An 18,146-nucleotide genomic window follows, 5' to 3' on the forward strand; every position below is an offset into this window, starting at 1 on the left:
ATGCGCCAAGTGGCGTCGGCTGTGCAGATGGCCGGTGATGAGGCCCCATCTCACGATGAGGCTGTGTCTTTAGTGCAAGGCGTCGGCGGGCGCGCCGAGCTGGCCGTCAGCATCGAGCATGATGCGCCCCAGGGCATGCAGATCGGAGGCGATCGCATAACGATCGGCCAGGTTGGCGACCAGCGGGCCCAGTGCCCTGGGATGCAGGGGATAGCCGTGCGCCAGCACGCGGGCGCGACCGCCTTCGCCGCGCTGGGCCACGGTGACGGCCACCACGCCAAGCCCTGGCGCCTCGTGGGCATACAGGGCCGGCGCGTCATAGCCGCTGTCGGCCGTGGCGAACGCCTCCAGCAGATAGCCGGTGGCCGGTTCGGCGCGGTCCACCAGCACCAGCGGCAGGTGATGGGCATCGAGCAGGGCGGCGTACTGGCGCAGCTCGAACACGATGCCGGCGAAATCATGGGCGCGCTGGCCCACTTCCCCGCGCTGCTCGCGCAGCCAGCCGGACGGCGATTGCACTTCCACCCGTCCCTCGACATAGCGCAGGGCCAGGCCACGTGCGCTCAGGGTGGATTCCTCGCGATAAGGCGTCAGCAGCGCCGCCTCCAGCAGAGTCCACAGCGGGGCGAGATTGACGTGCTCGTACTGCACGCAGGTCAGCGCCAGCAGGTCGTTGCGGCTCAGGTAGCGGGCATGCTCCAGCTGCACGCCCAGCGTGCGCATCAGCCAGTCGGCGGTGCGTGCGCCGGCTTCGCCGCGGCCCACCAGTTCCACTTCCAGCTTCTCCGACAGGCTTTCGGCCAACGCCTCGGGGGCGAGCAGGGAGATCGGCAGCAGGCGCATCGGGCCGTCGGCGAAAATCGCCTCGGGCTCCAGCGGCTGGGCCGGCATGCGGCCTTCGTGGGTGCCGAACGCCACCACGTTTTCCAGGTGGCCGCGCGGCACGCGGCGGGCCAGCTCGTCCAGCGTGCCCCATACGGGGAACCCGGGGCGCAGCAGCTCCACCGCGTCGAACAGCGCGCCGGCCAGGGCCAGGCGGGCTTCGTCCACCTGGGGTACCAGCGCGTGCAGGTCGGCGGCGACCAGGGCGGCCAGCTCGGCGGCTTCATCGCGGCTGAGCGTGCGCTGCCGCGGGGTGTCGCTGGCCGAGAGTTCCAGCGCCAGTACGACGGGCAGGGCGATAAGTGTCTGCGCTTCCACGGATGACAAACCCGAACGGCAAAGAACCGAATTCTAGCATTCGTGGATTTTGGGCTTCCGTGGCGTAGCGGGGCGGGTTAGCCTTGTGGACTCAGTTTTTTCGGACCGTGCCTGCCATGGAAAACACGCTCAAGCGCGTCGGTGTGATCGGCGGCGTGCGCATTCCCTTCTGCCGCAACAACACCGCCTATGCCGACGTCGGCAATTTCGGGCTGTCGGTGAAAGTGCTCGGCGCGCTGGTCGAACGCTACGGCCTGCACGGGGTGGAGCTGGGCGAGGTGGCCATGGGCGCGGTGATCAAGCACGCCTCGGACTGGAACCTGGCCCGCGAAGCCCTGCTGTCCTCCGGGCTGGCGCCGACCACGCCGGGCATCACCACGGCGCGCGCCTGCGGCACCTCGCTGGACAACGCCATCATCATCGCCAACAAGATCGCCACCGGGCAGATCGAGGCCGGCATCGCCGGCGGCTCGGACACCACCAGCGACGTGCCGATCGTGCTGGGTGAACGCCTGCGCAAGCGCCTGCTGGCGCTCAACCGCGCCAAGACCTGGCAGGAAAAGCTGCGCGCCGCCACCCAGGGCTTCTCGCTGAAGGAGTTCAAGCCCGCCTTCCCGGGCGTGGCCGAGCCGCGTACCGGCATGTCGATGGGCGACCACTGCGAGAAGATGGCCAAGGAATGGCATATCACCCGCCAGGCGCAGGACCAGCTGGCCCTGGACAGCCACCACAAGCTGGCCGCCGCCTACGAGGCCGGCTTCTTCGATGAGCTGGTGGTGCCGTTCCGTGGCCTCAAGCGCGACGGTTTCCTGCGCCCGGACACCACCCTGGAAAAACTCGCCTCGCTGAAGCCGGCGTTCGACAAGACCTCCGGCCACGGCACGCTCACCGCCGGCAATTCCACCGGCCTGTCCGACGGCGCCGCTGCGGTGCTGCTGGGTACCGAGGAGTGGGCGGCCAAGCGCGGCCTCACCGTGCAGGCGTGGTTCCGCGACGCCGAAGTGGCGGCGGTCGACTTCGTGCATGGCGAAGGCCTGCTGATGGCGCCCACCGTGGCGGTGCCGCGCATGCTGGCCCGCCAGGGCCTGACCCTGCAGGACTTCGACTTCTACGAGATCCACGAGGCCTTCGCCGCGCAGGTGCTGTGCACGCTGCGGGCGTGGGAAAGCGCCGATTACTGCAAGAACCGCCTGGGCCTGGACCAGCCCTTGGGCGCCATCGACCCGGCCAGGCTCAACGTGCATGGCTCCAGCCTCGCCACCGGCCACCCGTTCGCCGCCACCGGCGCGCGCGTCGTGGCCACGCTGGCCAAACTGCTGGAGCAGAAGGGTTCGGGCCGTGGCCTGATCTCCATCTGCACCGCCGGCGGCATGGGCGTCACCGCCATCCTCGAGCGCTGAGCCGCGCCGCAGGCCGCATGTTGCGCTTGCGCACCACCGCTGGCCTGAGCCTGCTCGCGCTGGCGGCAGGTGTAGGTGGCACCGCCTGGCTCAGCACGTTGACCGATGACTGGGCAGGCCCGCCCGCGCACACGGCGACCCATGCCGACAAGGTGCGGGCCATGTTGCGCCGGTATCCGCGTGCGGTGCATGCACCGCGTGAAGCCAGCCATGCACCGGTCCGGATGGCCGCGGCACCGCCACCGGCCAGCGCCGCACCGGCATGGCCCACGCTGACGCCCATCGACATGCCATCGCTGGCGGTGTCGCCGTTCCGGCGGACCGCCCCGCTGCATGGCCTGGTAGTCCTCCATCTCCAGGTCGACGGCGCGGGTCGGGTGGCCCAGGCGGCCGTGTCCCAGACCAGCGGCGATGCCGACCTCGATGATCGCGCCCTGCAAACGGTGCTGGGCTGGCGCTTCGCGGTGCCGGCCGACCACCCCGAGGGTTTGCCGGGGTCCCTGGTGATGCGTTTCGAAGAGGGCGCGGACCGCAGCCTGCCCGCGCCCTGAGGCCTGCCGCCCTACAGGATGCCCTTCACGCCGGCACCAAACGCGGTGATCAGGCGGGTATAGATCAGCTTCGAGGAGATCGCCACGTTGGGGAAGTCGCCCACCGGCGTGTAGCAGCTGAGGAAGGCCGGGTCGCTCGGGCGCATGGGCGTACAGCCTGCCTTGAGCTCGTAGCTGGTGGCGTAGCGATACGGCCACAGGTCGAAGATGGGCAGGCTGGCGGAGAAGTCGCCGATGGCCATGCTCAGGCTGCTCTGCTGGCGCGGTGCGACCACCCAGGCATTTTCCGGCTGGGTGTCGCGCAGGATGCTGTCGCGCAGCTCGCTGGCGAAGCGTGCGTCGTAGACGATCACGCCCGCCTCGGTGTTGTAGTGGTCCGAGCGCGGGTCGAAGTTGTGCGAGCCGACCATGGCGAAGTCGTCGTCCACCACGATGGACTTGGCATGCAGGCCGAAGCGTCGCCCGGCCGTGGTCAGCGGCGCCGGCCGGTTGCGCCGGGCCCCGCCCCGGCTGCCTAGCAGGCCACGTTCGTTGCCGATGCGGTTCTTGGCCTTGGTGCCCGCCAGCGCGGACGGCGCCGGGCCTTCGTCGGCGGCGGCATCGGCATTGTCCTCGGCGGGGCCGGCCGCTTGCGGCTTCATCTCGTAGATCTCGAAGCCGTATTCCTTGAGATAGCGCTTGCGGTGCTTGTAGGAGATGGCATACACCGCGAACGCATCGGTGGAGGCCAGCGAATTGGTGGAGACGATGATGCGTGGCGGCGTCTCGCCCTGCCGCAGGCGCGAAAAAATCTCCTGCGCGGGTTTGCTCAGCACCAGGTAGGGCGTCTGCAGCACCACTTCGTGTTGCGCGGCGCCGACCATGCGCATCACGTGCGCGGTGAATTCATGCGCGCTGCGTTTGTCCGGCTGCGTGGTTTTCGAGGGCAGGTCGCTGAAGTAGTCGACGCGACCGGTGCGTAGCGTCTCGCTGACCAGCGCATCGTCCAGCCAGTCGTCATCCTCCGCCTCCTCGATCACCCGGGCCACCCGCTGCGGATGGGCGTAGTGCGGTGCCGGCCATGGCGGCGGATCGTCGCTATCGAGCAGGTGCCGGTTGACGTCGCGCAGGTGGGTGAGCGGCGCCGAGCGCTTGTGGTTCCAGAACGTCTCGAAGCTGGTGGCCATGGCGTGGGCGGCCGGGCCGCCCACCATCACGTCGCGGTCGAGATAGTCGAACTCGTCGTCCCAGTCGAAATAGCGGTCCTGGTAGTTGCGCCCGCCGGTGATGCCGATGGTGTCGTCCACCAGCAACAGCTTGTTGTGCATGCGCTGGTTGAACTTCATGAAGCAGCACACGATGCCCGCGGTGAACTCGGCCACCGAGGTCTGCGCCTCGTCGAAGGTGGGGTTGTACAGGCGTACTTCGAGGTTGGCGTGCGCGGTGGCCAGGCGTTCGAGCAGGACGGGGTCGCCAAAGGAGAACAACTGGTCGGCGAGGATGCGCACCTTCACGCCGCGCCGCGCGGCCCGCAGCAACTCGTTGAGCACCAGCTGGCCGGCGTCGTCCTGGTCCCAGATATAGGTCTGCACGTCGATGGTGTGCTGCGCCGCGCGGATCAGGTTGAGCCGCGCCACCATGGCCGCCTCGCTGTCGTTGAGCAGGGTGACGACATGGACGGGCTGCTCGGGGGTGGAGTCGGACATCGCCTGGCGCGCGGCATCGAGCAGGGGCGAGTCGATCGCGCAGCGATCGGGGCGGTCGCAGTCCAGTTCGTGCGGCGTGGCGGCGGCCACCACGGCATCGGCGCGCCGGATGCGTGTGGGCGACACGCTGCATCCCGGTAGAACCAGGATCGCAACGAGCAGGGCGGCAAGGGCGATCCAGCGCGGGTGCATCCTTCGGATGATAAAGGCTGCTTTTAGCGCTTGGCGTAATCGAGGCTGATCATCATGCCGAGATCGACGCGATCGGCTACGGCGGCGCGATGCCCGCTCATGCCGAAGTCGCTGCGCTGGATGGTGCCGCGCACGGAAATCACGCATTGCTGCGGCTCATGCAGCGGGCAGCGCGAGGGCAGCAGCTCGAAATGCGCCGTCCGGGTGATGCCACGCAGGGTGAGCGTGCCCTGCAGGTCCCCGCCTTTCTCCAGCATGGCCAGCGAAATGGGCTGGGATACGAAGTGGATCGAAGGATAGTGCGACACGTCGAAGAATTCCGGCGCCAGCACCCAGCGACGGATGCGGTCCGAACTCATCTGGATGCTGTCGACGGTGATGCGCGCATCGACCACAGCGGTGTCGTGCAGCGAGCTCAGGGTCACGTCGCCGTCGATTTCCTCGAAGCGGCCCAGGATCTGGCTGAGCCATAACAGGCGCACGCCAAAGTCGGCGTGCGATCGGGCGGGATCAATGCGGTAGTCGGCGGCATGTGCCGGCCAGGCGGCGAGCAGGAGAGCTGCCAGGCAGCCGGCGAACTGCCAGCTCATGGCGACCAGAAAGCATCCAGGCGTGCGTTTCCCGGTTCCAGCGTACCGTTGAGGTGCAGCACGGCCAGGCCACCGGGCGGCATGCCGCGGAATTCGTCCGAGCGGCCCTCGACCAGCAAGGCCACCAGGCGTTCGATGCCGGGGTTGTGGCCCACCAGCATCACCGTTTCGGCATCGCCATGCTGATCGAGCAAGGCCAACAGCTCGCCGGGCGTGGCCTCGTAGATGTCGTCGGCGAACTCGGGTGACGGCGCCTGTTTCAGCGCGGCCAGCGCCAGCGACGCGGTGCTGCGCGTGCGCTCCGATGGCGAGCACAGCACGCGGTCCGGCTTGACCCCGTGCGAGGCCAGCCAGCTGCCGGCGGCCCGCGCCTCCTGTTCGCCGCGGCCGCTCAGGCGCCGGCTATGGTCGTCCGCGCCGGATGGCGCGGGCTGGGCTTCGGCGTGTCGCAACAGGATGAGTTCGTGCATGGCTTGGCTCCTAGGTCGGACGGCGCCGGGGTAGCGCGGTCGCGCGGGTTCAGTGCTGGCGCTTGATCCAGCGCAGGAGGTGTTTCCAGTCCTCCTGGTGGCTCCGGACGTTTTCCGAAGCGTAGTCAAAGATGCCTTTGCCAAGGGCGGCCAGCAGCACATAGGCCTGGCTGTCCCGCAACTGGGCCACGATCGGAAACGGCGCGCCTTCCGCCAGTCGAGCCATGGCGTCCTGGCTGGCGTTGGTCCATGGCTTGAGGCGATTGCCGACCAAGCCCACCGGCAGTTTGCCGCGCTTGATGCGATTGATCTGCTTGAGGTGTTCCAGGAAATCAAACGTCGCATCGAGGTCGAACGTTGACGGCAGCACCGGCACCAGCAGCACGTCGGCCTGCTCCAGGTACGGCTCGAGATCGCGCTCCTGCGAGCCGGCCGGCGTGTCGATGAGCACGCGCTGGGTGTCGGGCGGGAGTTTTTCGAGGGATCGACGGCCGCCATCGAGGGCCAGCACGCCCGGCACGTTGTCCGGACGTTGCGCTGCCCAGCGGAAGCCCGAGTGCTGGCGGTCGGCATCGATGATGGCGGTGTGCTTGCCATCCTGCGCCCAGTGCGAGGCCAGCTGGGTCACCAGCGTGCTCTTGCCACACCCGCCCTTGCTGCTTGCTACCAGTACCGTCAGCATGACGCTGCCCCAGTGTCCAGGTCGTGGCCAAGCCTACACGAAGGCCGGGGCGACCAGGCAAGCGACAGCATCAAACCGCATCAACCGGCCTTGTTGGGATCCCAGTCGGCCGGTGCATCGACGGAAATGTCGTAGTCATGCAGGGCGGTGAGCATCAGGCTCATCTGGGTGCCGCCCGAACGGGCCAGCGCCAGCAGGTGGCCGGCCAATGCCGGTTCACCCTGGGCGCGCGCCGAGAGCTGGGCGAAATTCTGCACCTGCCACACCAGGTTGCGGCGGGCGCGGCGGGCATCTTCCTGCTGGGCCGGATCGTCGGACAGCACCTCACGCAGGTGCAGGCCCAGCGAGCGGGCCAGCGGACTGGAGCCCCATTCCAGCACCTTGCCCAGCTTGAGGCAGTCGGCCTTCAGCGCGGCGTCGCTGGCGCCGTCTTCGCACAGGCGCGCGGTGGCCTGCAGGCCCGGCTGCGGCTGGGTTTCGGCAAGGCCGAACACCATCACCATCTGCACTCCGGCCGCGCCGGAGGGCGACAGCGGATTGATCACCGCCGGCGGCGGCGGCAACAGCGCGACGGTGCTGGCCAGAGCCTTGAGGCTGGTGCCGGTGTAGTCGTCGTAGAGCTTGGCGGCGGCGGCCTTGGCCAGGTCGTCGCGGGCAGCGTCCGACTTGCCGTCGCGCACGTCCAGGCCCAGCTTGAGCAGCCACACGGCGGCGTTGTCCGGCGCCTGGGTGGTGAGCTTGCCCATGGCGTCGGCGTTGGGGCAGTCGTCGGCCTTGCTGTCGCAATCGCTCAGGCGTACCCAGTTGATCTCCGGGCCGGCGCCCGGGGCCTGCTCGGCGCGTCCGATCAGGCTGTGGAAGCTGTTGATCTCGGGCTGGTCCGGCAGCGGTCGGGCCAGCAGGGCGCCACCCAGCAGCGGGATGGGGTCGGCCTGCGGGGCGATCACACTGACCAGGTCTTTCTGGAAGGCCAGCAGCGCCTTGTGACGCGCGGCCGCTTGCTTGTCCGCCGAGGGTGCGGTGGTCTTGGCCGGAGGCGTGGCCGCTAAAACCGGTGCGGCAAGTGAGGCGAAAACCAGTCCGAGTGTAAGAACGCGCCGTCCAAGCATCGAGGACTCCTACCGAAAGCGAAGCGGACAGCATACCGTTCCCGCATTAAGCTCGCCTGATCCGGCGAAAGCATCGGGCGCGAGAAAGTGCGTGGGCTTGCTAGCATGGCCGCTTCGCATGCCCGGGATGTTCCATCATCCTGCGTAGCACGGGAGACAGGTAGTGAACGACTTTTCGATATTGGCCGATGGGCGCGCCACGCCCTGGTTCGTCGGCTGGGGCACGCTGGCCCTGATCAATGCCGGGCTGGCCCAGGGCAAGAACCGCAGCGGCCTGCTGTGGTTCTTGCTGTCGCTGGTGATCGGGCCGCTCGCCACGCTGATCCTGGTGCTGTTGCCCAAGCCGCGCCAGACCTTGTTCTGAGCCCTGAAACGAAAAGGCCCGCCCCGTTGCCGGTGGCGGGCCTTTTCGGACGGGGCGCGGGCTTATTCGCCCAGCGCCTCGCGCATGAATTCCGGCTGCGCCAGCGCTCCCTTGTGGATATCGGCGTTGTAGTAGCGGGTGGGGAAGTTCTTGCTCAGTGCGCCGCGCTCGCGGAAGCCGGCCAGGTCGCCGCCCTTGCGCACCATGGTGCAGCTCCACCAGCCGGTGGGGTAGCACGGCTGCGGGAACGGCAGCGTCTTCACCGCGCTGAAGCCGGCGGTGCGCATGGCCGAGCGCATGGACTTGATCAGCTCCAGGTGCGCGATCGGCGACTCCGACTGCTGCACCAGAATGCCGCCGTGGCGCAGGGCCTTGTAGCAGCTGGCGTAGAAGGCGGCGTTGAACAGGCCTTCGGCCGGGCCGACCGGGTCGGTCGAGTCGACGATGATCAGGTCCAGCGATTCCGGTTCGGCCTCGGCCATGTACTTGATGCCGTCGATGAACAGCAGCTCGGCGCGCGGGTCGTTATTGGAGTCGCACAGCTCCGGGAAGTATTCCTCGGCCAGGCGCGTGACGCGCTCGTCGATCTCCACCTGCACGGCATGCTCCACTTCCTCGTGCTTGAGCACTTCGCGCAGGGTGCCGCAGTCGCCGCCGCCGATGATCACCACGCGCTTGGCGCGCGCATGGGTGAACAGCGCCGGGTGGGTCATCATCTCGTGATAGAGGAAGTTGTCGCGGCTGGTCAGCATCACGCAGCCGTCGATCACCATCAGGTTGCCCCAGTCGGTGGTCTGGTAGATCTCGATGGTCTGGAACGGGGTTTTCTCGGCATGCAGCAGCTTCTCCACGCGGTAGCCGATGGAGGAGCCGGAGGCCTGGTGGGCTTCGGTGAACCAGCTGGGGTGCTGCGACATGGGGATGATCCTGACAATCGTTGGGGTCAAAGAGCGGGAATTGTAGCCGAACTGCCGCCTACGTCCCGTCGAGGCGGGGCAACCCGGCGCCGGCACATTGTCACAAGAGGTCGTTACAATGGCGCCCCGGCCCGCCAGGCGATTCCGCCCGCGGCCCGCCAAGTTTGCCCGGCCCCGCGGCGTGCGAGGCTTCCGGCCGGCTGACTTCGTGCTCTTACCGAGCAAGCGCGTCAAGGCTCGCCGCTGCGACGACATGTTCAGGGTGTCACCCGCCCGTTGTACAAGGAGCCCTCCATGTCGAAGCACTGGAACATCGACGCTGCCCGCCATACCTACGCCGTCCCGCATTGGGGCGACGGCTACGTGGACGTGGACGCGGCCGGCCACATCGTCATGCGCCCGCAAGGCGCCAAGGGGCCGGCGCTGTCGCTGCCGGCCATCGTCGAGCGCGCCCGCGCCGAAGGCCTGCGGCTGCCGCTGCTGGTGCGCTTTCCGGACATCCTCGCCGACCGGCTGAAACGCCTGCAGGACGCCTTCGCCAAGGCCATCGGCGAATGGAACTACGCGGGCGGCTATACCGCCGTCTACCCGATCAAGGTGAACCAGCAGCGCGGCGTGGCCGGCGAGCTGGTGGCCGCCGGCGAGCACGGCTTCGGCCTGGAGGCCGGCTCCAAGCCCGAGCTGATGGCCGTGCTGGCGATGGCCCGACCCGGCAGCATCGTGATCTGCAACGGCTACAAGGACCGCGAATACGTCCGCCTCGCGCTGATCGGGCGCAAGCTCGGCCTGCGCGTGCACATCGTGATCGAGAAGCTCTCGGAGCTGGACCATGTGTTCAGCGAGTCCAAGGCGCTGGGCGTGGAGCCGCTGCTCGGCGTGCGCGTGCGGCTGGCCTCCATCGGCGCCGGCAAGTGGCAGAACACCGGCGGCGACAAGGGCAAGTTCGGCCTGTCGCCCAGCCAGGTGCTCACCCTGGTCGAGCGCCTGGACCAGGCCGGCCTCAAGCACACGCTGAAGCTGCAGCACTTCCACATGGGTTCGCAGATTTCCAACGTGCGCGACATCGCCAACGGCATGCGCGAGGCCACGCGCTATTTCGTGGAACTCAAGCGCATGGGCGTGCCGCTGGACATCGTCGACGTCGGCGGCGGCCTGGGCGTGGATTACGAAGGCTCGCGCTCGCGCAGCCACAACTCCATCAACTACTCGATCGAGCAGTACGCGGCGACCATCGTGCAGTCGCTGGCCGAGGCCGTGGCCGAGGAAAACCTGCCCGCGCCGCACATCATCACCGAGGCCGGCCGTGCCATGACCGCGCACCATGCGGTGATGGTGGTGAACGTGACCGAGGTGGAGCCGGTGCCGGTGGGCAACATCCCCGCGGCCCACGAGCACGAGCCGGCCGTGCTGCGCCGCCTGCGCGAAACCTGGCACGAGCTGGACGCGCGCCCCGCGCTGGAGCTGTTCCACGAAGCCCAGCACCACCTCGCCGAGGGCCAGGCGTTGTACGCGCTGGGCCAGCTCACGCTGGACGACCGCGCGCGCCTGGACGACATGTACTACGCCATCGCCAATGCGGTGCGCACCCGCCTGCTGCCGGCCGAGCGTTCGCATCGCCAGGCGCTGGACGAACTGGACGAGAAGCTGGTCGACAAGTACTTCGTCAATTTCTCGGTGTTCGAGTCGGTGCCGGATATCTGGGCGATCGACCAGATCTTTCCCATCGCGCCGATCGCGCGGCTCGACGAGGAGCCGACCCGGCGCGGCGTGATCGTCGACCTCACCTGCGATTCCGATGGCCGCATCGACGATTACGTGGATGCCGAGGGCGTGGATGTGAGCCTGCCGCTGCACGCCTTGAACGAAGGCGAAAGCTATCGCCTGGGCATCTTCATGGTGGGCGCGTACCAGGAGACGCTGGGCGACATCCACAACTTGTTCGGCGACACCGACGCGGTGAACGTGCGCGTGGACGGCGATTCGTATGTGTTTGCGCACAAGCGCCGCGGCGACACCACCGACCTGATGCTCGACTACGTCGGCTACGACCTCGAAGCGCTGCGCCAGAGCTATCGCGAGCGCATCGTTGCCGCGGGCGTGCAGGGCGACGCGGCGGAGCAGTTGTTCGTTACCTTGAACGAAGGTTTGACGGGTTATACCTATTTGTCCGAGGGTGTGCGCTGAGCCAAGTGGCGAGGCAGCCCTCTGCTGTCCATTCGTCGCATGGATGCGTGTCCATGAGCTGTGCCAGCCTGTATCGTCGACAACGGCCAGGCGGCGCAACCCACGACCTGATTCCGTTTCAGCTTTCCCCGTTCCCCTTGACGCAGGAGTGGTTATGGCAAGTCTCGACGGTAAAGTGGCACTCATCACTGGCGCAGCCAGCGGGCTCGGCAAGGCGATTGCCGAGCTGTATGCGAAGAACGGCGCGGCGGTGGCCATCGCCGACATCAACCAGCAGGCCGCCGATGCGACCGCCGCGGAAATCGAAGCCGCCGGCGGCAAGGCCATCGGCATCGCCATGGACGTCACCGACGAGGCGGCGGTCAACGCGGGCACCGACAAGGTGGTCGCCGCGTTCGGTCATCTGGACATCCTCATTTCCAACGCGGGCGTGCAGATCATCAACCCGATCGAGCAGTTCGCCTTCGCCGACTGGAAGAAGATGCTGGCCATCCATCTCGATGGCGGCTTCCTCACCACCAAGGCCGCGCTGCAGCACATGTACAAGGACGATCGCGGCGGCATCGTGATCTACATGGGCTCGGTGCACTCGCACGAGGCGTCCAAGCTGAAGTCGGCCTACGTCACCGCCAAGCACGGCCTGCTGGGCCTGGCGCGCACGCTGGCGAAGGAAGGCGCCGCGCACAACGTGCGCTCGCACGTGATCTGCCCGGGCTTCGTGCGCACGCCGCTGGTGGAGAAGCAGATTCCCGAGCAGGCCAAGGAACTGGGCATCAGCGAAGCCGACGTGATCAAGAACGTGATGCTGAAGGACACTGTGGACGGCGTGTTCACCACGGTGGAGGACATCGCGCAGACCGCGTTGTACCTGGCCACGTTCCCCTCGGCCGCCTTGACCGGGCAATCGATCGTGGTCAGCCACGGCTGGTACATGCAGTAGTCGCCATGTCCCGTCCCGGTTGCCGGGCGGGACCCGCTGCCCTTCATCGTTACCGGTCCGCACGGGCCTGCGCGCGCCGTGCGGACGGATTGCCAGGAGCGTCGTCATGAAGATCGCCGAGGTGAAGGCCCATGCCTTCGCCATGCCGCTGACCAGCCCGGCTTTTCCGCCCGGGCCCTACCGTTTCGTCAATCGCGAATTCCTGGTCATCACCTACCGCACGGATCTCGATGCCCTGCGCGCGGTGGTGCCGGAACCGCTGGAAGTGACCGAGCCGCTGGTCAAGTACGAATTCATCCGCATGCCCGACTCCACCGGCTTCGGCGACTACACCGAATCCGGCCAGGTCATTCCGGTCAGCTTCCAGGGCCAGCGCGGCGGTTACGTGCATTCGATGTACCTGAACGACCATCCCCCGATTGCCGGCGGACGCGAGCTGTGGGGGTTTCCCAAGAAGCTCGCCAGTCCGATGCTGGAAACCGAGATCGACACCCTGGTGGGCACGCTCGATTACGGCAAGGTGCGGGTGGCCAAGGCCACCATGGGCTTCAAGCATCGCGAGGCCGACCCGCAGGCCGTATTGGCCGCGCTGGCCGCGCCCAACTTCCTGCTCAAGATCATTCCGCACGTGGACGGCACGCCGCGCATCTGCGAACTGGTCCGCTACTACACCACCAACGTCACGCTCAAAGGCGCCTGGACCGGACCGGGCTCGCTGGAACTGCATCCGCATGCGCTGGCGCCGGTGGCCGACCTGCCGGTACTGAAGGTGGAGTCGGCGCTGCATTACATCACCGACCTGACCCTCGACCTGGGCAGCGTGGTGTACGACTATCTGGCCGACTGAGCCGAGGCTTATCCGTATGGACGTCCGTAAGAACCGTTCGAAATCGCAACTGACCGACCAGGACCTTGTGCGGCAGTCCTACCAGCAATACCAGGTGGTCGCGCTGGTCCTGCAGGGCGGGGGCGCGCTGGGCGCCTATCAGGCCGGCGTGTACGAGGCACTGGATGCGGCGGGCATCCATCCCAACTGGGTCGCCGGCATTTCCATCGGCGCGCTCAATGCGGCGATCATCGCCGGCAATCCGCCCGAGCGTCGCGTCGAGCGGCTGCGCGAGTTCTGGCACACCATCTGCCGCCCGCCGCTGTTGCCGGCATGGCCCACCACCCCGCTCGATCCCGGCGCGTGGGAACTGCCCTGGCAGAACGGCCTTAGCGGCTGGGCCGCGTTGCGCGCCCTGGTCGAGGGCCAGCCGGGCTTCTTCCTGCCGCGTCCGTTCCCGCTGCTGCCGTGGCGCGCCTCGCCCACGACGGCGAGCTGGTACGACACCGCGCCGTTGAAGAGCACGCTGGAGCGGCTGGTCGACTTCGATCGCATCAACCACAAGACCGCGATGCGCGTGTCGGTCGGCGCGGTGAATATCCGCACCGGCAACTTTGTCTATTTCGACAACACCGAAGGCCCGCTGCGGGTCGAGCATTTCATCGCCTCCGGCTCGCTGCCGCCCGGCTTTCCCGCCACCGAGATCGATGGCGAGTACTACTGGGACGGCGGCATGGTTTCCAATACGCCACTGTACAAGGTGCTGGCGGATGCGTCGTGCCGCGACTCGCTGATCTTCCAGGTGGACCTATGGAGCGCGCAGGGCCAGGTGCCGCGTGACCTGGCCGAGGTGACCTCGCGCGCCAAGGACATCCAGTTTTCCAGCCGCACCCGCCTGATCACCGAGTACATGGGGTTGCGGCAAAGGCAGCAACGCCTGCTGCACGACCTGATGGCGCTGGTGCCGGAAGGCCAGCGCCAACACTCGGCCTATCGCCAGGCGGAGTTGTACGCCAGCGGCATGCTGGTCAACCTGTTCCACCTCATCTACCGCAACAAGCCGTACGAAGGGCACTACAAGGACTACGAGTTCAGCGTGGGCAGCATGCAGCAGCACTGGAGCAGCGGCATGGACGACATGCAGTGCACGCTGGCCGAGCCGCAGTGGTTCGAGCTGCCAAGCACCGAACATCCCTTCGTCACCCACGACGTTCATTGTGAAGATTGAAACACCGGGAAACCTCATGAGTCTCAAGGCAGCATTCATCGGACTCGGCGCCATGGGCACGCCGATGGCCGGTCACCTGAAAGCCCACGGCCTGCTGCACGCGGTATCCAGCCGCACCCAGGCCAATGCCGATGCGGTGGCGAAGCAACTCGGCGTCACCGCGCCGTCACTGGCGGACATCGCCGCGCAATGCGATGTAATCGCGCTGTGCGTCACCGCCGATGCCGATGTGCTCGGGCTGGTCGATGCGCTGGCGCCGCACCTGAAGAAGGGCGCCATCGTGGTGGATCATTCCACCGTCGCCCCGGATACCGCCAGGCAGGCGGCGGCGCGGCTGTCCGCCGTGGGGGCGCACTTCCTCGACGCACCGGTATCCGGTGGCGTGGAGGGCGCCAGGAACGGCAAGCTCTCGGTGATGGTGGGCGGCGATGCCGACGTGCTCGAGCGTGCCCGCCCGGTGCTGGAAGCCTACGCGCTGCGCATCACCCACCTGGGCGACGTCGGTGCCGGGCAGGCGACCAAGGCGGTGAACCAGGTGTTGGTGGCCGGCATCGCGCAAGGCGTATGCGAAGGCCTCGCACTGGCCGAGGCGCTGGGCCTCGATCCCGAACGCCTGCTGCCCACCCTGGGCGCTGGCGCCGCCGGCAACTGGTTCCTGGAAAAGCGTGGCGCCACCATGCTGCGCAACGAGTTCAGCGTCGGCTTCAAGCTGGGCCTGCTGCACAAGGATCTGGGCATCGTGCGGCGTATCGCGGAAGGCGCCGGCATCAACCGCAGCGTGATCGAGCGTTCGCTGGCCGACTACGCCGAGCTGATGAGCCAGGGCTATGGCGATGACGACATCTCCGCGCTGATCCGCTTGAAGCGCAAAAGCTGATCGTTGCGTAGGACCCAAAAAAAGGCCGCGCATTGCGCGGCCTTTTTCATGCGATGCCAAGGGCGGCTTACTTGCCTTCCTTCAGCGCAATCGCGTTGATGCCGGCCGAGGCCAGGCGCTGCTTGGCCGCCTCCAGTTCGGTGGCCGAATGGAACGGGCCCAGGCGCACGCGGTTGTAGGTCTGGCCGTTGACGTTGACGGCGGCGACATTGGCGACGAAGCCCTGCATGGCCAGCTTGGCCTTCAGCGTTTCGGCGTCGGCCGGGCTCGGGAAGGCACCCACCTGCAGCAGGTAACCACTGCCGCCGGCAGCGGCCGGGGCTGGCGCCTTCACGGCGGACTCGGGCGCGGCGGTGATGGCTTCGGTGACCGCGGCAGGTGCGTTCGCCGGCGGCTTGGGCACGGCCGCCTGCTGCTGTGCGGCGGCGGCCTGGGCTTCCTGCTGCGCCTGCTTCTGCTGTTGCTGCTGCTCGGCCTTGGCCTGGGCGCTGATCACCGCGTCGGGAATGCGCACTTCCTTTTCCGAGAGTACGGAATAGAAGTCGTACTGCGGCTTCTTCGGCGCCGGGGCGGCGTTGTCCGTCGCGGAGGTCGACTCCGTGGCGGCGGCGCCGGCATCGCTGCCGCGCTGCGGGTTGGCCTGCGCGTTCGGCTGCGGGCCATCGCTGGCGCGCGGCGTCATGGGCAGGTGGCTGCGCATGGCGAACATCAGCACGGCACCGATCAGGATGCCGATGACGGCCCAACCCCACCCAGGCATGCCGCCGCTGTTGTTGCGGACGGCCTGCCGACCTTTGCCCTTGCGTGCTGCCATTTACATCTTCTCCGGGGCGCTAAGTCCCAGCAAATCCAAACCGTTGCGTATGACCTGGCGCGTGGCGACGGCGAGCGTGATGCGAGCATTGCGCAGTTCGGCGTCGTCCACGATCCATTTGTGCTCGTGATAGTAACTGTGCAGGGCACCGGCGAGCTCGCGCAGATATTGCGCGATCAGGTGGGGTTCCAGATTGCCTGCGGCGGCCTCCACCACTTCGGGGTAGCGCGACAGCTCGGTCAGCAGGATCTGCTCGTGCTCGCTGTCCAGGCGCGTCATCCGGTCGATGCCGGCCGCCGTGTCGACCGAGGGCAGGCCACGCTCGGCCAGTTCTTCCAGCACGCGGCACACGCGGGCATGGGCGTACTGGATGTAGTAGACCGGATTGTCGTTGCTCTGCGAGCGGGCCAGGTCGATGTCGAACACCAGCTGCGAGTCGGCCTTGCGCGCGATCAGGAAGTAGCGCGTGGCGTCGCGGCCGGCTTCCTCGATGAGGTCGCGCAGGGTGAGGTAGCTGCCGGCGCGCTTGGACAGTTTCACCTCTTCGCCGCCGCGCATCACCGTCACCATCTGGTACAGCACGTAGTTCGGCCAGCCCTTGGGGATGCCGGTGTCCAGCGCCTGCAGGCCGGCCTTCACGCGGGCCAGCGAACCGTGGTGGTCGGAGCCGAGTACGGTCACCGCGTTGACGTAGCCGCGCTGCCACTTGGACAAGTGATAGGCCACGTCCGGCACGAAGTAGGTGTAGGTGCCGTCGGACTTGCGCATCACGCGGTCCTTGTCGTCACCGAAATCGGTGGTGCGCAGCCACAGCGCGCCGCCTTCCTCATAGGTGTGGCCGTGGGCGACCAGTTCGCGCACGGTCTCTTCCACCTTGCCGTCGGTATACAGCGACGACTCCAGGAAATAGGTGTCGAAGCCGACGCCGAAGGCCTTCAGGTCCAGGTCCTGCTCGCGGCGCAGGTAGGCCACGGCGTAGTGGCGGATGGCTTCGAGGTCGTCCGCATCTTTCGCGCCGGTGACCAGGTGGCCTTCCACCTCCACGCTGTCGCCGGCCAGATAGCTGTTGGCCACGTCGGCGATGTAGTCGCCGCGGTAACCGTCTTCCGGCCAGCCGGCGTCGTTCGGCGTCAAGCCGCGCGCGCGCGCCTGCACCGAGATGGCCAGGTTGTGGATCTGCACGCCGGCGTCGTTGTAGTAGAACTCGCGCTTCACCTTCCAGCCGGTGGCGTCGAGCAGGCGGGCCAGGCAGTCGCCCAGCACGGCGTTGCGGCCGTGGCCCACGTGCAGCGGGCCGGTCGGGTTGGCGGAGACGAACTCCACGCCGGCGGTGACGCCCTTGCCGCTGGTGCTGCGGCCGTAGGCATGGCCATCGGCCATAATGCGGCGCACTTCGTCGTGGTAGGCACCGGGGGCCAGGAAGAAGTTGATGAAGCCCGGGCCGGCGATCTCCACCTTGCCCAGCAGCGTGTTGGCGGGCAGGGCGGCCACCAGCTTCTCGGCCAGCTCGCGCGGCTTGGCGCGCGCCGGCTTGGCCAGCAGCATGGCGGCATTGGCGGCGAAGTCGCCATGCTCGCGGCTGCGGGTGCGCTCGATCACGAAGTTCGGCACCTCGAGGTCGGCAGGCAGGGTGGCGTCATTTTGCAGGGTGCGGATAGCCCGCAGCAGCAGTTCGCGCAGCTGTTCTTTCACGGCAATAGTCGGGCGACGATGGAACCGGTAATCCTATCAGACCGGCGCCCCGGCAACCGGATCAAGCCTGGCCCTCGGCATGCTGCGCCGCGATGGGAAAATCTGTGGATAAGTCTGTGGGGAACGCAACGGCCGTTGACCGGGATGCCCACGATTTTTCGGCCGAAACCGCAATGTAAAGAAAAATAATCAATCTATTCAGTATGTTGCTAGGCACACGTGACGACCTTGACAACAGTTGGCCGGAAAGTGGCGTCCGAGGCCGAGTGTGCATAAGTTGCCGCGCTCCACCGTGACTTGAAATGTCCCATCCACGTCATGGGCCTGTCATGCGGCACCGCCACACTTCACTCCGTCCTCCAGGCACCTCCCCGCCGACGAGGGCAGGAGATCGCCGTTCCTCTCCTTTCTCCCCACAAAACGGC

General features: G+C 67.4%; 17 protein-coding genes. 8 read left to right on the plus strand and 9 right to left on the minus strand.

From position 1 onward, the window contains the following. Nucleotides 1-69 precede the first annotated feature (69 nt). Nucleotides 70-1,200 (minus strand): hypothetical protein, encoded by a 1,131-nt coding sequence (locus MJ606_RS06190; RefSeq protein WP_243048515.1) that lies wholly within the window; start codon nucleotides 1,198-1,200, stop codon nucleotides 70-72. 116 nt (nucleotides 1,201-1,316) lie between these two features. On the opposite strand from MJ606_RS06190, the gene MJ606_RS06195 reads away from it, so the two are divergent. Continuing rightward, nucleotides 1,317-2,600 carry an acetyl-CoA C-acetyltransferase gene (locus MJ606_RS06195; RefSeq protein ID WP_243048516.1) on the plus strand — a complete coding sequence of 428 codons (1,284 nt, stop codon included), beginning with the start codon at nucleotides 1,317-1,319 and terminating at the stop codon, nucleotides 2,598-2,600. Between the two features lie 17 nt (nucleotides 2,601-2,617). Further along, nucleotides 2,618-3,151 (plus strand): TonB family protein, encoded by a 534-nt coding sequence (locus tag MJ606_RS06200; protein WP_243048517.1) that lies wholly within the window; start codon nucleotides 2,618-2,620, stop codon nucleotides 3,149-3,151. Nucleotides 3,152-3,162: 11 nt separating this feature from the next. Here MJ606_RS06200 and MJ606_RS06205 read toward each other — a convergent pair whose 3' ends face one another. The 5 genes from MJ606_RS06205 to MJ606_RS06225 form a co-directional block, all read right to left on the minus strand. Continuing rightward, complete coding sequence (locus MJ606_RS06205; RefSeq protein ID WP_243048518.1) at nucleotides 3,163-5,028, minus strand: phospholipase D family protein; 1,866 nt, start codon at nucleotides 5,026-5,028, stop codon at nucleotides 3,163-3,165. Nucleotides 5,029-5,051: 23 nt separating this feature from the next. After that, entirely contained in the window at nucleotides 5,052-5,618 is a 567-nt protein-coding gene (locus tag MJ606_RS06210; RefSeq protein WP_243048519.1) for a YceI family protein, read from the minus strand. Continuing rightward, a complete protein-coding gene (locus MJ606_RS06215) occupies nucleotides 5,615-6,088 on the minus strand; it encodes a histidine phosphatase family protein (RefSeq protein ID WP_243048520.1) in 474 nt (157 codons plus the stop codon). Before MJ606_RS06215 ends, MJ606_RS06210 begins: the two co-directional genes overlap by 4 nt. A 49-nt stretch (nucleotides 6,089-6,137) precedes the next feature. Next, nucleotides 6,138-6,770: a ParA family protein gene (locus MJ606_RS06220; protein ID WP_243048521.1), complete on the minus strand. Its 633-nt coding sequence runs from the start codon at nucleotides 6,768-6,770 to the stop codon at nucleotides 6,138-6,140. An 80-nt stretch (nucleotides 6,771-6,850) separates the two neighbouring features. Beyond that, the gene (locus tag MJ606_RS06225; RefSeq protein WP_243048522.1) at nucleotides 6,851-7,879 is read right to left on the minus strand and encodes a hypothetical protein; all 1,029 of its coding nucleotides are present in this window, start codon (nucleotides 7,877-7,879) and stop codon (nucleotides 6,851-6,853) included. A gap of 163 nt (nucleotides 7,880-8,042) precedes the next feature. Here MJ606_RS06225 and MJ606_RS06230 point away from each other — a divergent pair, with 163 nt between their 5' ends. Beyond that, a complete protein-coding gene (locus tag MJ606_RS06230) occupies nucleotides 8,043-8,243 on the plus strand; it encodes an antitermination protein NusB (protein ID WP_243048523.1) in 201 nt (66 codons plus the stop codon). Nucleotides 8,244-8,305: 62 nt separating this feature from the next. On the opposite strand, the gene speE is transcribed toward MJ606_RS06230, so the two are convergent. Continuing rightward, a complete protein-coding gene (gene speE, locus MJ606_RS06235; protein WP_243048524.1) occupies nucleotides 8,306-9,160 on the minus strand; it encodes a polyamine aminopropyltransferase in 855 nt (284 codons plus the stop codon). A 294-nt stretch (nucleotides 9,161-9,454) separates the two neighbouring features. Between speE and speA the strand changes: the two genes are divergently transcribed. The 5 genes from speA (at nucleotide 9,455) to MJ606_RS06260 (ending at nucleotide 15,215) form a co-directional block, all read left to right on the plus strand. After that, nucleotides 9,455-11,344 carry a biosynthetic arginine decarboxylase gene (speA, locus tag MJ606_RS06240; protein ID WP_243048525.1) on the plus strand — a complete coding sequence of 630 codons (1,890 nt, stop codon included), beginning with the start codon at nucleotides 9,455-9,457 and terminating at the stop codon, nucleotides 11,342-11,344. Between the two features lie 154 nt (nucleotides 11,345-11,498). Then, nucleotides 11,499-12,284, plus strand: coding sequence for a 3-hydroxybutyrate dehydrogenase (locus MJ606_RS06245; RefSeq protein ID WP_243048526.1), 786 nt, complete (start codon nucleotides 11,499-11,501; stop codon nucleotides 12,282-12,284). A 106-nt stretch (nucleotides 12,285-12,390) separates the two neighbouring features. Next, nucleotides 12,391-13,131, plus strand: a complete 741-nt coding sequence (locus MJ606_RS06250; RefSeq protein ID WP_243048527.1) for an acetoacetate decarboxylase — start codon at nucleotides 12,391-12,393, stop codon at nucleotides 13,129-13,131. A gap of 16 nt (nucleotides 13,132-13,147) precedes the next feature. Continuing rightward, entirely contained in the window at nucleotides 13,148-14,338 is a 1,191-nt protein-coding gene (locus MJ606_RS06255) for a patatin-like phospholipase family protein (protein ID WP_243048528.1), read from the plus strand. Nucleotides 14,339-14,354: 16 nt separating this feature from the next. After that, a complete protein-coding gene (locus tag MJ606_RS06260) occupies nucleotides 14,355-15,215 on the plus strand; it encodes an NAD(P)-dependent oxidoreductase (protein WP_243048529.1) in 861 nt (286 codons plus the stop codon). 67 nt (nucleotides 15,216-15,282) lie between these two features. Here MJ606_RS06260 and MJ606_RS06265 read toward each other — a convergent pair whose 3' ends face one another. Together MJ606_RS06265 and argS are read right to left on the minus strand one after the other, a co-directional pair. After that, nucleotides 15,283-16,029 carry an SPOR domain-containing protein gene (locus MJ606_RS06265; protein WP_243048530.1) on the minus strand — a complete coding sequence of 249 codons (747 nt, stop codon included), beginning with the start codon at nucleotides 16,027-16,029 and terminating at the stop codon, nucleotides 15,283-15,285. Continuing rightward, nucleotides 16,030-17,721 carry an arginine--tRNA ligase gene (gene argS, locus MJ606_RS06270; RefSeq protein WP_243048531.1) on the minus strand — a complete coding sequence of 564 codons (1,692 nt, stop codon included), beginning with the start codon at nucleotides 17,719-17,721 and terminating at the stop codon, nucleotides 16,030-16,032. Nucleotides 17,722-18,146 lie beyond the last annotated feature (425 nt).

Source organism: Dyella sp. RRB7, from assembly GCF_022761115.1.
GTDB lineage: Bacteria > Pseudomonadota > Gammaproteobacteria > Xanthomonadales > Rhodanobacteraceae > Dyella.

What these genes read in the sequence shown, in the direction of transcription:
- MJ606_RS06195 (WP_243048516.1), top strand. Translation starts at nt 1,317, where the DNA reads ATGGAAAACACGCTCAAGCGCGTCGGTGTGATCGGCGGCGTGCGCATT.
- MJ606_RS06200 (WP_243048517.1), top strand. Translation starts at nt 2,618, where the DNA reads ATGTTGCGCTTGCGCACCACCGCTGGCCTGAGCCTGCTCGCGCTGGCG.
- MJ606_RS06205 (WP_243048518.1), bottom strand. Translation starts at nt 5,028, where the DNA reads ATGCACCCGCGCTGGATCGCCCTTGCCGCCCTGCTCGTTGCGATCCTG.
- MJ606_RS06210 (WP_243048519.1), bottom strand. Translation starts at nt 5,618, where the DNA reads ATGAGCTGGCAGTTCGCCGGCTGCCTGGCAGCTCTCCTGCTCGCCGCC.
- MJ606_RS06215 (WP_243048520.1), bottom strand. Translation starts at nt 6,088, where the DNA reads ATGCACGAACTCATCCTGTTGCGACACGCCGAAGCCCAGCCCGCGCCA.
- MJ606_RS06220 (WP_243048521.1), bottom strand. Translation starts at nt 6,770, where the DNA reads ATGCTGACGGTACTGGTAGCAAGCAGCAAGGGCGGGTGTGGCAAGAGC.
- MJ606_RS06225 (WP_243048522.1), bottom strand. Translation starts at nt 7,879, where the DNA reads ATGCTTGGACGGCGCGTTCTTACACTCGGACTGGTTTTCGCCTCACTT.
- speE (WP_243048524.1), bottom strand. Translation starts at nt 9,160, where the DNA reads ATGTCGCAGCACCCCAGCTGGTTCACCGAAGCCCACCAGGCCTCCGGC.
- speA (WP_243048525.1), top strand. Translation starts at nt 9,455, where the DNA reads ATGTCGAAGCACTGGAACATCGACGCTGCCCGCCATACCTACGCCGTC.
- MJ606_RS06245 (WP_243048526.1), top strand. Translation starts at nt 11,499, where the DNA reads ATGGCAAGTCTCGACGGTAAAGTGGCACTCATCACTGGCGCAGCCAGC.
- MJ606_RS06250 (WP_243048527.1), top strand. Translation starts at nt 12,391, where the DNA reads ATGAAGATCGCCGAGGTGAAGGCCCATGCCTTCGCCATGCCGCTGACC.
- MJ606_RS06255 (WP_243048528.1), top strand. Translation starts at nt 13,148, where the DNA reads ATGGACGTCCGTAAGAACCGTTCGAAATCGCAACTGACCGACCAGGAC.
- MJ606_RS06260 (WP_243048529.1), top strand. Translation starts at nt 14,355, where the DNA reads ATGAGTCTCAAGGCAGCATTCATCGGACTCGGCGCCATGGGCACGCCG.
- MJ606_RS06265 (WP_243048530.1), bottom strand. Translation starts at nt 16,029, where the DNA reads ATGGCAGCACGCAAGGGCAAAGGTCGGCAGGCCGTCCGCAACAACAGC.